This window comes from Methylobacterium nodulans ORS 2060 (genome assembly GCF_000022085.1).
Classification (GTDB): domain Bacteria; phylum Pseudomonadota; class Alphaproteobacteria; order Rhizobiales; family Beijerinckiaceae; genus Methylobacterium; species Methylobacterium nodulans.
Window position 1 is genome coordinate 1 of the sequence record NC_011895.1, and the last position, 11,821, is coordinate 11,821.

An 11,821-nucleotide genomic window follows, 5' to 3' on the forward strand; every position below is an offset into this window, starting at 1 on the left:
TCCGCCAGCCCTCGCCCAACTGCATGCCATGCGGCGGGAAGCCGACGACGAGATCGCAGCCCTCTGAGCAGCATGAGAGTGCTCCTGGCTTTCGGGCCCACGTGAGGATCCATCCCGCGAGATCGGGATTGGTTTAGGAAGTCGTTGTAATTGCGGCTGCTCAGTATCACATGAGCGAAACATCCAGCGACATGCTGGCGAACCGGCGATCCTGGTTCAAGGAACATCGTGCCATTCATGGCGGTAACAATGCTAAGAGAGCAAACAACGGACCTCCCGGCGGAGGTATCACGCACGGATGCGCAAGCGGACCAGAGTGAAGACTCGTACGGAGTAAATCCCACTCCTCCAAACTCCGTAATATCTTACGACGGCCGAATGCCTCTGAAAAAAGAACTAGAGGCTATGCCGTTCGGCGAGCGTGTATCGGCTCTCATAAGATGCGCGGACTACCACCTAGATAAAATCGATCGTTTGGAGCACGCAGGACAAATATGCCGCTTGACCGAGTGGGACCGGAGGCAGCTTGCCAGTCATCGCGCCAGTCTGAAGCGTGCGCTTGATCGTGCGCAGGAGTTCGGGATCAGACTGTCTGTTGTCGAGGAGTAACTCGACCCGCCCATCCAGATGCGTGTTGGCAGCATGGTCGGACTTCATGCCGTCGAGCACGTCGGCGATGCGCGAACGAGACGCTGCTGACTTTGTCGGTGTCGCAAAACCCGCGGCTGTGGCGTGTGTGCGCGAAGATCATCGCCAACACGGGATCGTCTTGCGTTCTCGATGCCTGGGCTGAATGAAGAAGCTGGATCCAGTCGCCACATGCTCACAGGCTTGAAACGCAATCTGCATCTCACGTTCTGGCACACCTGCCGCCCGGCCCTCGGGGGTGAGGATGACGTGAGCCGGATCGCCATCACCTCGTCGGCTCGCCAGCCGAGGAAGTGCCACACACCCTTGTTTCAGATCGTGACGCGGTCGGTGGCGTCGGACGTGGTCAAGGCGACTCCAGCCGCAACCGCACCGGTCATCGCGCCTTCAAGCTCGGCTATATGCTTGCTGAACAGGGGCCCAGTCAGCGCGATAAAATGAAACTAAGGCGTGTAGTGAGGGGCATCCAATCTGCACACCTGGGGATATTTACAAAAGATACTTGGCACGGTTGGGGTTCTGGCCTAGTCTCTAATAAATGCCAAGGGAGGGGCGGCGAGCGTCACTCATTGTCTACTTTCATACATAGTGCACGCCTGCCAGCAACGGTGTAGGCAAAAGTTCTGCTGCATCCAGTGCAGACGGATCACCAGACGCGGCCTCACCGCATCATCAAACGTTGGGTGGCACGCCAGCGAGACGAAGCAGCTTGCACTGCGGGCTTCTCGGGGGAGAGTGCGCATGATCTATCTGTTGCGAGAGTCCTGTGGTCTGATGCTCGCGCCAGCCCGCGTCGCCGCTAAGGCCACGGAACTCGCCTGCGAGAACCCGCTCAACCTGTTCTCCTGCACTCCGACCAGCCGTGCTCTCGCCGCGTCCTGCGAGTTGTTCGAGCGGGCGACGCGGGCCTATCCCAAGCCTGCCTTCAACCTGTCCGCCTCGGAGCGGGTCGTGTGGGAGCAGCCCTTCTGCCGCGTGATCGCGTTCGGCGAGCCGTCCGACAAGCCCAAGCTGCTGCTCGTCGCGCCCATGTCGGGCCACTACGCGACCTTGCTGCGGGGCACCGTCGCGGCTTTCCTCGACACGCATCAGGTATTCATCACCGACTGGAGCGACGCCCGACAGGTGCCGCTGGCGGCAGGACGGTTCGGCCTCGACGAGTACATCGATTACTGCATGGCCCTGTTCGAGGCGCTCGGGCCCGATCTGCACGTGATGGCGGTGTGCCAGCCCTCCGTTCCCGTGCTGGCCGCCATCGCCCGCATGGAGGCCGAGGACCACCCGCTGGTGCCGCGCTCGGCCACCCTCCTGGGCGGTCCGATCGACACCCGGCGCTCGCCCACGGCGGTCAATGATCTCGCCCAGCAGCGCGGGCTGGCGTGGTTCGAGCACTGCATTCACGAGGTGCCGTGGAGCGCGCCGGGCCGCGGGCGACGGGTCTACCCTGGCTTCCTTCAGTTGACCGGCTTCATGGGGATGAACCTCGACCGGCATCTGACGGCGCACCGGGACATGTTCAAGCACCTCGTTCAAGGTGACGGGGACTCCGCAGCCAAGCACCGCGAGTTCTACGACGAGTACCTCGCGGTGATGGACCTCACGGCCGAGTTCTTCCTCCAGACGGTCGAGACCGTGTTCATCGCGCACGCTCTCCCGCGCGGCGTGATGCGGCACCGGGGTGAGCCCGTTGATCTGGGCGCGATCCGCCGCTGCGCTCTGATGGCGATCGAGGGCGAGAAGGACGACATCACGGGTGTAGGTCAGACCCGCGCCGCGCTCGATCTCACCACGAGCCTCCTGGCAGGCAAGAAAGCGTATCATCTCCAGGCAGGTGCCGGGCACTACGGCGTGTTCAATGGCTCGCGTTTCCGGGCGGAGGTCGCGCCCAGGATCAAGGCGTTCATGGAGCAGAACGCCGGGAGGGCCGCAGACCTGACGCAACTGGGTGCGGGCCGCCAGCCTGCGGAGGACGCGCAGGTGATCCGGTTCACGAGCAGGCGGGCTGGGGAGGCCCTGGAAGATCATACGGCGGTGGACAATAGCACTCTGGGCCGCTTCGCCCCGGACGAGGTCCTGGCTCATTCCGCTGCGGACCTAAGATACGTTGGGGCGAGAAGCTCCCCCATCGGGGGCTGATCGTCCGGTTGGTGGAGCGGGCGAACGCGGATGCGCGCCATCAGGCGCTGCTGAAGTTCGGTCAGACGCTGCGCCAGGGGCGCGCGGCGGCGCTGACGCTCAGTCTCAAGCTGCGCCAGCAGGTGCTCCTTCTCGTCTGCCGGTCCGGGCCACCGCTCCAGGCGCTCACATTCAATTTCGATCTCGGTTTCGACGTCGGCTAGTTTCGCGAGGGCGTGCTGGATCTCTGCGGTGAGGCAGTCTGCGGAGCTTGTCCAAGATGCATAAGGGGTGAGCATCTCTCTCCTCCTTCCTGCACAGCGCTTCCTTGATCACGCTTGCCTTAAGCAAGCCAGAGGCCAACCAGCTAGGCTGGACGATGTCACTCCAGCACGGCGAACCGGGCCGGAGCAGACGATGACCGTGCAATCAGAGCCTCCTGATTGCGATCCCGCCTGCGGACCCGGCATTTAGCCTTCAGCCTGTGCCTGTTTGATGACAGTCGAGTACGACGGTGCACGCTGCACCCGGTTCGTCGCGCCCAATCCCCGCGCCCGATCCTGCCCCTTCCTGATGAGCGAGCGGTGAGCAATTAGGTGTGCCGCCAGACCTTCACCGACATGAGAATGATCGCCAGCAGCGATAGCAGGACGACGCCCGGCACCAGCCCGAGCATCAGCCCGCCGAAGAAGCTCCCCACGATCGAGCCCGCCTCCATGGTCAGCAAGAACGCGCGGTTGCGACCCGGCACCGTGAGGCTCTGGTCGCGGCTGTAGCGGCTGCGCCTGCGGTTGTGAGTGCGCCCATGCCGAGGAAATGCCCGGCAACGACGGCTCCGCGGGCGAGCTTTGGATCGACGAAGAACGCCGAGACGATGAAGATGTCGTCGATATTGGTGGAGGCGAAAACCAGGGCAGCAACACCAAGGGTGGCACGGGAGAAATCCAGAGTGCGCGCGAAGGTCCGGTGCGGCTCGCGTCACTGAGCCATACCACCGTTTCGGCGCGCGAAGCGCCGAGAGGAGCGGAACCGCTCGGCTGCTCGGGCGTACCCTGCGGTAGTTCGGTCGCGTATAATGCGCTTGTCCCCGGTCAGGAGCCTGCCATGGCCGCCGACCCAGACGCGCAAGCCAAGCTCGCCGACGTGGACCGCCAGATCGCCGCGGTCATGGCGGAGCGTGAGGCGGAAATCCGGCGCATAGCCGACCTGTCCTCCCTCAGCCGCGAATGGGCCGAGGCCAACCGCTGCCTTGATGTCTTCGACGAGGCGCTGATCATCCTGTGCCGCTCTCGGCTCGCCCTGAAATCCCTGTTGGTCGCGTCATGATCCGCCCCGCCGACTCCCTCCACCACCTCGCCATCGCGGCCGAGCAGGCTACCAATCTGGCAGCGGCGTGCACCCGGCAGCGGACGCTCATCACCTCGCTTGTTGCCCGTGGCGACGACCCGGCCGGAGCCGAAGTCCGGCTCGCGCGGTTCGAGACGAATTTCGCCACTGTGCTTGCCACCCTAAGGGGACGGTGGCACCAGCTTCAGGGGGCCGTGGCCGCCATGGAGGATAAGCCGGGCTCGTCCGAGCGCAACCTCGACATCCTCCAGCGGGCCATCGCTGCGATCGAGGCGCGGCGGGACGCGGAGAGCCGGGAACTCGTGAGGCTGACCGAGGCTCAGCAGGACACGGCCGATGCGGTCCAACTCCTGCACGACCTCGACGAGGCGCTCGCAGCCCTTTTCAAGGCTCGGGCCCGGCTTGAGGCACGGCGGGGGACGTGACGGCAGCGGTCCTGGTCATCGTCTCCGCAAGCTTCCCGCGACAGCGATGCGTGCGCTCCAGGGGGCGCTCGCCAAGTACGGGATTGCCATCCATCTCTCGCCTCCCGAGGACACACCCAGCCCGCACTCGCTCCGCTACATCCTCGACAGTTGGGCCTCCGGTCTCGATTTCAACGACGAGGACGACGGAGCCGACCTCGAAGAGGATGAGCCGCACCCCGAGGTTCGGAGCCGTCTGGATCGCTTGATCGCGGGCATTGTCGGCGAACCTGTCCCGGATGGCTACTACGACGATGAGACCGAAGCGGCATGAAGGGCGCGATGAGGCCCAAATTTCTGGTCGTCGTTGCTAAAATAGCTGCGCTCGTCCAGCATGCCGGTAGTTGCTTCACGGCGGCGACTGCCTCGCCGCTGGCCCTGTCGAGTCAAGTTGCTGAGGGAGGACCATCGATGCGCCAGACTATTCGCGATCGTCACGGCCACGTCCTCGGCACGATTGAGCAGCAGCCTCTGACAGGGCGATCCCTGGCCAGAGACGCCCACGGAGTGATCGTGGCCGTGTATGACGAGCGCAGCGACACGACCCGCGACGCCCGCGGGGTGCTGATCGGACGGGGCAACCGCCTCGCCGCCTTTCTCGTCCCGTGGTGAGACGGAGGTCGCGAGCTTGAAGGAGCGGATCCACTTCGGCCTCAGAAGCCTCGGCCAGACGCTCACGGACGCGCTGAACTGTCCTCGATGAAACGCGAGAGGTCGGGCCATCGCGGCGTGTGAGGTCGCGCATGTAGTCCTTGCCACGGCCGCACCAGTGAATGGGAGAAGTGGTGCCGTGACCCCGTCAGACCCAGATCTCGGATGCGCTCGAACAGCGCCATGAATTGATGACCGTAAAGCATGCTACTCCTTTGCACGAGGAATGGAAGCGCGGAAGTAAATATCTTTGCTCACGCGAGAACAAGAAAAGGAAAAGCCGTGAACGAAGAATTTCTTCAGCAGGCAGACACGATCATTCGCCGGTATTTAGCCGCCGGTCGGACCGGGCCGCAGACGGTCGAGAATGTGTGCATCGAGGTCCATCCGCTCACCTGCCGTGCCATTCCGAGCGGCGCTTCGTACACGAAGCCAACGCGGATGAGCGGGAAGAGACGGCCTCCCGCTGATGCGATCGCCAGCAGGTTCGTGTTCGAGGAGCCCGACGATTGTTGGACGGCAAGGATCGTTGTGATCACGCGCGGCGGCCAGATCTGGTGCCGCTATGTCGACGAAATCGAATGCCACGAAGGCATCCGCACCGACGATGAGGTTCGTGCCCTCTTCCTGGCGTGGTTGCAGTCGGTATGACGGGGCGGCGACGGCGAGTGGACAATCAAGCCGGGACCGCAGCTTGCGCGTGTGCCTTCTGCAACATCGAGGGTGAACCGTTTAATCGCCGCTCAACGGCAGGAACCAATTGTATGTTGAGGCGATTGGACGAGGATGGTTTGACCAGGGCCGCTACCTGCTGCGGTTGAATTGCATGCAGAGGGGAGCGCATGGCATCCGAGAACCAGCCCACGCCCATCATCAGCGAGGAGCAGCGCTTCCGCCTCCTGATCCAGGCCGTCACCGATTACGCCATCTTCATGCTCGACCCCACCGGGATCATCATAAGCTGGAACCCAGGGGCTGAGCGCTTCAAGGGCTACAAGGAAGCCGAGATCCTCGGCCAGCACTTCTCCCGCTTCTACACCGAGGAAGACCGCCAAACGGACCTGCCGAGGCGGGCACTCGAAACCGCAGCCCGCGACGGGCGCTTCGAGCAGGAAGGCTGGCGGGTGCGCAAGGACGGCAGCCGCATGTGGGCGCACGTCATCATCGACCCGATCCGCGATCCCTCAGGCACCCTCATCGGCTTTGCCAAGGTCACGCGCGACATCACGAAGCGACAGGCGGCCCAGCAGGCTCTGCGCGAGACCGAGGAGCGCTTCCGGCTCCTCGTTCAGGGCGTGCGGGACTACGCCATCTTCATGCTCAGCCCGGAGGGGATCGTCACCAACTGGAACTCCGGCGCGCAGCGCATCAAGGGCTACAGCGAAGCCGAGATCATTGGGCAGCATTTCTCCCGCTTCTACACCGAGGAGGACCGCGCCGCGGGCGTGCCCGCCAGAGCCTTGGAAACGGCGGCTCGGGTGGGCAAGTTCGAAGCGGAAGGCTGGCGGGTTCGGCGGGATGGAACGCGGTTCTGGGCCAGCGTGCTGATCGACGCCATCCGCGACGAGACCGGGCGACTGGTCGGCTTTGCCAAGGTCACCCGCGACATCACCGAGCGGCGGAATGCGCAGCAAGCGTTGGAGAAGACGCAGGCGGCCCTGTTCCAGGCTCAGAAGATGGAGGCGCTGGGTGGGCTCAGTGCTGGCATCGCGCACGACTTCAACAACCTGCTCACCGTGGTGCTGGGCAATCTCGATCTTCTGCGGCGGGCACCCGAGGAGCGCCGGGCGCGGTTGATCGACAACGCGATGCAGGCGGTCGAGCAGGGCCGCAAGCTGACCCAGCAGTTGCTCGCCTTCGGGCGCTCTCAGACACTGCGGCCCGAGGTCGTGGACGTGACCCGGCTCATTCTGGGCATGAACGACATGCTCAAGCAGTCGCTCCGGGGCGACATCGGCATCGTGCTCGACCTTGCGGAGGATCTGTGGCCCGTCGAGGTCGATCCCGCTCAGCTACAGATCGCGCTCATCAACTTGGCCGTGAACGCACGGGACGCCATGCCCAAAGGGGGCCAGTTCCGGATCAAGACCGAGAATGTGACAACTCACGACGGGAAGGTGGCCCAGAGCGTCGCGATTTCGGTGAGCGACACCGGCCATGGCATGTCGCCTGACGTGCTCGCCCGGGCCTTCGAGCCGTTCTTCAGCACGAAGGAGGTGGGCAAAGGCACCGGGCTCGGCCTACCGCAGGTCTACGGCTTTGCCCAGCAGTCGAATGGGTCGGTGCGGGTGACGAGCGAGGTTGGTCATGGCACGACCTTCACGATCTCTCTGCCGCGCACGAGTGCCCAGGTTCCTGATGCAACGGGGCCTCAGCGCACGGCTGGCAAGCCTGTACGCCTCCTCCGCATCTTACTGGTCGAGGACAATTCTCAAGTAGCCGATGCTACAGCGTCGGTCCTGATGGAGCGCGGTCACTCAGTTGTGAGCGCTGGTACTGCGGCAGAGGCTCTGTATATCCTCAACTCAGGCCAGCCATTCGATCTCGTTCTATCGGACCTTGTCATGCCGGGTGGCATGAATGGGCTTGAACTGGCGAAGCACATCCGGAGCCGCTGGCCTGCCCTGCCAGTGCTGCTCGCGACCGGCTACAGCGATCAAGCTGCGACTGCGACCCGGGAAGGCTTCTTGCTGATCTCGAAGCCCTACGAGCCAGCCGCGCTGCTGCTCGCAGCCGAGCGAACGGCCTCACCAATTACCCTGTCTGCCGTCCAGAGCAACGTGATCCCGCTGATCCGGCCTGCCTCGTGACCAGCAGAGCGACAACTGCTGTGCACGGAGCAGGTATCGGCACCTACTTCTCGGACTTCTCTTTGACCGCCTGCCGCAACGCCTTGCGCTGCGAGATGGCGCTGGTCCGGATGCCATACCGCGTGGCATTCCCCTTGAGGGTCTTGCGAACGCCTCCGCCATGACCGCGGTCCCGGCCTCGGTCACGCGCCCGCTCGCGCGCTTGTTGCGACCCTGCGTCCAAGACCCGGAATGCCGCATCAGCCAGCACATCCGTCATGAACGATCGGACGAGCCCCTCGGCGTCGACCCCGAGGATGGCCCGGTTCAACCCCACATTCGTGACCTCGTCTTCACCTGCGTAATTGCGAACGCACCACGGCCCGCCTTTGAACCTGGGCAACTGGATAGGCCCTGCGCTAAATCAACCAGAGCCTTTGCGCAGGCACTTGGGGACGCAGGCCCGTGATGAAGCATCTCTTCACCGAGACCTTCAGGACGCCTGGGTGGCCAACTTGGGCGCAGTATCTCGCAACCACGGCCGTTGTCACGGCCGTGCTGCTCGTGCGCGTGTGGCTCGGACCACACCTCAGTGGCTTCCCGGTCCTTTTATTCTTCGCGGCCATCATCGTGTGCGCTGTTCTGTTCGACAGAGGCTGCGGGATCTATGCGGTGCTCCTAAGCGCCGGTTACGTAGCCTACTTCCTGCTTTCGCCGATCTACAGTCTCAAGGTCGCGAGCCCGTCCGATATCGTCGGACTTTTCCTGTTTGTCGCCATCGGCCTTGCTACCGTGACCATTATCGCGGCGTTCCACTCAACGCTGCACAACCTCGCCGAAGCGAACACGCGGCTCGCCGCGTCCGAGCAGGAGAAGGACTTGCTGCTGCGGGAGGCATCCCACCGCATCCGCAACGACCTGACCACGCTCATGGCTCTGGTGAAGCTCCAGTACCGCACCGTGCAGGACGAGACGGCCCGCGCGATGCTCGCGGCCACGGCCGACCGGATGCAGGTGCTGGCGCGGGTCCACGAACGGCTGCGCCGCGACACCAGCAAGACGACGGTGGGCAGCTACGAATTTCTCTCCGGGCTGTGTAACGACCTGCGCACGAGCATGATTGGCCTGCGCCCTGTCGTGATCAGGGCGGAGGTGGAGGACCACGCTCTGCCGCAGGACCGCGCCGTTGCGGTCGGCCTCATTCTCAACGAGTGCGTGACCAACGCCATGAAGTACGCCTTCCCGGACAACCGGCCCGGCATCATCGCGGTTCGGTTCCGGCGTGAGGACGATGCGCTGGTGCTCGAAGTGCGGGACGACGGTGTCGGCGTCGCGTTCGACGGCCCGGAGCGGGCCAGGGGCACCGGTTTGGGCCAGCGGCTGATCCGCTCGATGGTGGCGCAGCTTGAGGGCATCTACGACATCCGGCCGAACGGTGGCGCTTCGGGAACCGTGGTGACGATCCGGTTCCCGGCGAACCCATAGCCCATATGGCAGGTGGTGATCCGTATCCTTAACCGTTTGATGCTTCATCTCCGCATTCGCGTGCAAGGCCGCCCCGCGTGACCGGTAGGGAGGAATTCGGGCCCGCCATCCAGAACGGGAGTGCCGTCGTGACCTGGACGCCCGCCGACCTTGATCTCGCCACCCAGAGCACGGCCGAGTGGGAGATTGTTTGCCAGCGGCAGGCGGCGCTGGTCGCCCGTCTCAAGGCGGCCGGAGCCGACGCCCGCCTGGAGGAGGCGGTGCTGGCGCAGTGCAGGTGGATCCTCGACCAGAAACGCGCGCACCGGGACCGGATCCGGGCGGAGCAGGAGGGGAATTTGTGAGCGCGCGGAGCACCCTTTCCCACGAGGTGAGACGCATCCGCGACTGCACCTGCTTCATTCCAGGGGCGTCTCCATCCGTCCCAGCGCGTCCCGTTCCACTAAATGCTCGGCAAGCTCCCGAAGCTGATCAGGCATTCTCCCCTCATTAGGAAGAGCCAAGGCTTCCAGCACGCCCTGAGCGACGCCGTGCAACACAGGGCCAGTCCGCTCATTGTCTCCGTCTCGATAGAAGAAATTTGCATCACGCATAATGACCTTCAGTGCGGAACGAGGTCCCGCGCTGTCCCAAGCTCACGCTTAATCCATGTTGCGCCCCTACTAGAGAATGACGCCCGTGGCGTGTGGTTTCAGCGTAGCCGTTTGGAAGTCGCCGTAACTATGTTCGGTTTGTGAAACTATGCACTCGCGCCTTCAGGAGTGGTGGCGCAGCAGGCTGACCTTCAACGGCTTTTGAAGGAACGTACACATGTTCGTATGGAGCGGCTCGTCGCTGCCCAGTGCCAGGATCACCTCGCTTGTTGCGCCGTGCGTCGGTGCCAAGGTGCCCGTCGCGTCGTCGTCGTACGCGCTCAGTGTGAGCGGGAACCGTTCACCGCCGCCCGGCGCTGTAATGGCTGCAAAGGAGGAGGTGGTTCGGGAAACCATGGTCCTCCTGTGATGCCGGCCTGAAGAGCAGCCAGTCGACTGCGATTTGCGATCTCAGCCCCTCTGAGATGTCCGCCCTGAACGTCTCATCGGTTTCAAGGATGAGACCGCCGCTGCGAAGTTCAAGCCGTTCTGGTTGAAGGGCGCGTGATGCAGACCGCGCGGCGTTCGTGTATACACGCTCTCTGAAACGGTAGCAGCCAAGCTTTTGCTGCTGTGCGAGATAACCGTGCGGAGGAGATGTCATGGGAAGACATGCCCGCTACCCATATTTGGTGCATCGCAGTACGGTCATTCCCTCTGAAGAATACGCTGAGGATCGTGCCGCAGAACTTCACAGATGGCTGCGCGAACGGCATACAGAGTATGGCTATTCGCCGCAGGGCTTTCATTTTCGGTATGCGTCCGAGGCGGTTTTGTTCCGGCTCCGGTGGGCATAGGCGATCTGCCACGGCCTCGCGATGAATATGGACATCGCGCGTGTCGTGGCGGTACGTAGAGAAGGAGCCGGCCGCAGAGCATTGCGCGGCCGGCTCGAACGTTGATTTGAGGATTTGAGATGTCGTCGGTTATTGATAAGGTTCTGAAAGAAATCATGGCTGAGCGGGCGGCTCGTATCGAAGCACGGCGTCGGAGAGAGCGAGAAATTGCCGCTGAATTCCCCTTCCGTCTCTCGATGGGGCCGCCGTTTATTCAGGTTGCACATGATGAGCGGAACGATATCCCGCAAGATGTAGCCAATTGGCTGGAGGAGAATGAGGTTTCCTTCCATCATAATGAGCGTCATTTTCGGTTCAAGACCGAGAGCGACGCGCTTCTGTACCAGATGCGCTGGTATGAATACGTTTCGACATGCTAATGGCTTGCTTGCCGCATGAGCATTTTCGCGGCTGGTCCGAGCGTTTGATTTGAGGGATTTGAGATGTCTTCGTTTGCGCGTGAAATTCCCACCATATATACGGCCCGTATTCGGGCGTTTGATGAAAAGCTTGCGGCGTTCCCGTATGCACTGCCTGTCCATGGTGGATTTGCCCTAGGTCCCCGCGGTCCTGGGGGCGTTCCCAAGGCCGTGGCTGAATGGGCGCACGAGAACCGTATCGAGGTATGGCGTCTCTCCAGTGAGGTGCGGTTCAAGACCGAGAACGATGCTCTGATGTTTAAACTGTTCTGGGGCGACGAATACCTGGAGACCTGTTGATCCGCTGGCCCCACACTGCGAGCTTCACCCGGCGGGACATGGCCCGTCTGGTGGCACGGCTCCAGGAGCAGTGCGGCTGCCAGTATGTGGTGAGCCGGCAGGAGTCCCTGTTCCTGCCGCGGCAGTGGCACGGCA

16 protein-coding genes are annotated in these 11,821 nt (G+C 63.2%); 12 read left to right on the forward strand and 4 right to left on the reverse strand.

All coding sequences use genetic code 11. The features are described from left to right. Positions 1–456: 456 nt before the first annotated feature. Complete coding sequence (locus MNOD_RS47820) at positions 457–669, reverse strand: hypothetical protein (RefSeq protein WP_043754411.1); 213 nt, start codon at positions 667–669, stop codon at positions 457–459. Between the two features lie 720 nt (positions 670–1,389). Between MNOD_RS47820 and MNOD_RS40820 the strand changes: the two genes are divergently transcribed. Both MNOD_RS40820 and MNOD_RS47825 read left to right on the forward strand, forming a co-directional pair. Beyond that, positions 1,390–2,784, forward strand: coding sequence for a polyhydroxyalkanoate depolymerase (locus MNOD_RS40820; RefSeq protein WP_015926831.1), 1,395 nt, complete (start codon positions 1,390–1,392; stop codon positions 2,782–2,784). Between the two features lie 8 nt (positions 2,785–2,792). Beyond that, positions 2,793–2,987 (forward strand): hypothetical protein, encoded by a 195-nt coding sequence (locus tag MNOD_RS47825; RefSeq protein ID WP_043754413.1) that lies wholly within the window; start codon positions 2,793–2,795, stop codon positions 2,985–2,987. Between the two features lie 368 nt (positions 2,988–3,355). On the opposite strand, the gene MNOD_RS47830 is transcribed toward MNOD_RS47825, so the two are convergent. Beyond that, positions 3,356–3,514 carry a hypothetical protein gene (locus tag MNOD_RS47830; protein WP_015926833.1) on the reverse strand — a complete coding sequence of 53 codons (159 nt, stop codon included), beginning with the start codon at positions 3,512–3,514 and terminating at the stop codon, positions 3,356–3,358. Between the two features lie 65 nt (positions 3,515–3,579). Here MNOD_RS47830 and MNOD_RS48600 point away from each other — a divergent pair, with 65 nt between their 5' ends. The 6 genes from MNOD_RS48600 to MNOD_RS40855 all read left to right on the forward strand — a co-directional run bounded on the left by MNOD_RS48600 (position 3,580) and on the right by MNOD_RS40855 (position 8,035). Continuing rightward, positions 3,580–4,089 carry a hypothetical protein gene (locus MNOD_RS48600; RefSeq protein ID WP_198157715.1) on the forward strand — a complete coding sequence of 170 codons (510 nt, stop codon included), beginning with the start codon at positions 3,580–3,582 and terminating at the stop codon, positions 4,087–4,089. Then, positions 4,086–4,535: a hypothetical protein gene (locus MNOD_RS40835; protein ID WP_015926835.1), complete on the forward strand. Its 450-nt coding sequence runs from the start codon at positions 4,086–4,088 to the stop codon at positions 4,533–4,535. Before MNOD_RS48600 ends, MNOD_RS40835 begins: the two co-directional genes overlap by 4 nt. 46 nt (positions 4,536–4,581) lie before the next feature. Next, positions 4,582–4,848 carry a hypothetical protein gene (locus tag MNOD_RS40840; protein ID WP_015926836.1) on the forward strand — a complete coding sequence of 89 codons (267 nt, stop codon included), beginning with the start codon at positions 4,582–4,584 and terminating at the stop codon, positions 4,846–4,848. 137 nt (positions 4,849–4,985) lie between these two features. Continuing rightward, positions 4,986–5,186 (forward strand): hypothetical protein, encoded by a 201-nt coding sequence (locus MNOD_RS40845; protein ID WP_015926837.1) that lies wholly within the window; start codon positions 4,986–4,988, stop codon positions 5,184–5,186. 321 nt (positions 5,187–5,507) lie between these two features. Further along, entirely contained in the window at positions 5,508–5,876 is a 369-nt protein-coding gene (locus MNOD_RS40850) for a hypothetical protein (RefSeq protein WP_015926838.1), read from the forward strand. A gap of 191 nt (positions 5,877–6,067) precedes the next feature. Beyond that, entirely contained in the window at positions 6,068–8,035 is a 1,968-nt protein-coding gene (locus MNOD_RS40855; protein ID WP_015926839.1) for a hybrid sensor histidine kinase/response regulator, read from the forward strand. Between the two features lie 43 nt (positions 8,036–8,078). On the opposite strand, the gene MNOD_RS40860 is transcribed toward MNOD_RS40855, so the two are convergent. After that, on the reverse strand, positions 8,079–8,351 hold the full coding sequence (locus tag MNOD_RS40860) for a hypothetical protein (protein ID WP_015926840.1): 273 nt from the start codon (positions 8,349–8,351) through the stop codon (positions 8,079–8,081). A 131-nt stretch (positions 8,352–8,482) separates the two neighbouring features. On the opposite strand from MNOD_RS40860, the gene MNOD_RS40865 reads away from it, so the two are divergent. Both MNOD_RS40865 and MNOD_RS40870 read left to right on the forward strand, forming a co-directional pair. Further along, positions 8,483–9,499: a sensor histidine kinase gene (locus tag MNOD_RS40865; RefSeq protein ID WP_015926841.1), complete on the forward strand. Its 1,017-nt coding sequence runs from the start codon at positions 8,483–8,485 to the stop codon at positions 9,497–9,499. Positions 9,500–9,627: 128 nt separating this feature from the next. Then, positions 9,628–9,843, forward strand: a complete 216-nt coding sequence (locus MNOD_RS40870) for a hypothetical protein (RefSeq protein ID WP_157091878.1) — start codon at positions 9,628–9,630, stop codon at positions 9,841–9,843. Positions 9,844–10,254: 411 nt separating this feature from the next. Here MNOD_RS40870 and MNOD_RS40875 read toward each other — a convergent pair whose 3' ends face one another. Further along, positions 10,255–10,488, reverse strand: a complete 234-nt coding sequence (locus MNOD_RS40875; protein WP_015926843.1) for a hypothetical protein — start codon at positions 10,486–10,488, stop codon at positions 10,255–10,257. A 559-nt stretch (positions 10,489–11,047) separates the two neighbouring features. On the opposite strand from MNOD_RS40875, the gene MNOD_RS40880 reads away from it, so the two are divergent. Next, entirely contained in the window at positions 11,048–11,347 is a 300-nt protein-coding gene (locus MNOD_RS40880) for a hypothetical protein (protein WP_015926845.1), read from the forward strand. A gap of 63 nt (positions 11,348–11,410) precedes the next feature. Next, a complete protein-coding gene (locus MNOD_RS45545) occupies positions 11,411–11,686 on the forward strand; it encodes a hypothetical protein (protein ID WP_015926846.1) in 276 nt (91 codons plus the stop codon). Positions 11,687–11,821: the final 135 nt, after the last annotated feature.

What these genes read in the sequence shown, in the direction of transcription:
- MNOD_RS45545 (WP_015926846.1), top strand. Translation starts at nt 11,411, where the DNA reads ATGTCTTCGTTTGCGCGTGAAATTCCCACCATATATACGGCCCGTATT.
- MNOD_RS40820 (WP_015926831.1), top strand. Translation starts at nt 1,390, where the DNA reads ATGATCTATCTGTTGCGAGAGTCCTGTGGTCTGATGCTCGCGCCAGCC.
- MNOD_RS48600 (WP_198157715.1), top strand. Translation starts at nt 3,580, where the DNA reads ATGCCCGGCAACGACGGCTCCGCGGGCGAGCTTTGGATCGACGAAGAA.
- MNOD_RS40835 (WP_015926835.1), top strand. Translation starts at nt 4,086, where the DNA reads ATGATCCGCCCCGCCGACTCCCTCCACCACCTCGCCATCGCGGCCGAG.
- MNOD_RS40865 (WP_015926841.1), top strand. Translation starts at nt 8,483, where the DNA reads ATGAAGCATCTCTTCACCGAGACCTTCAGGACGCCTGGGTGGCCAACT.
- MNOD_RS40875 (WP_015926843.1), bottom strand. Translation starts at nt 10,488, where the DNA reads ATGGTTTCCCGAACCACCTCCTCCTTTGCAGCCATTACAGCGCCGGGC.
- MNOD_RS40855 (WP_015926839.1), top strand. Translation starts at nt 6,068, where the DNA reads ATGGCATCCGAGAACCAGCCCACGCCCATCATCAGCGAGGAGCAGCGC.
- MNOD_RS40840 (WP_015926836.1), top strand. Translation starts at nt 4,582, where the DNA reads ATGCGTGCGCTCCAGGGGGCGCTCGCCAAGTACGGGATTGCCATCCAT.
- MNOD_RS40845 (WP_015926837.1), top strand. Translation starts at nt 4,986, where the DNA reads ATGCGCCAGACTATTCGCGATCGTCACGGCCACGTCCTCGGCACGATT.
- MNOD_RS40880 (WP_015926845.1), top strand. Translation starts at nt 11,048, where the DNA reads ATGTCGTCGGTTATTGATAAGGTTCTGAAAGAAATCATGGCTGAGCGG.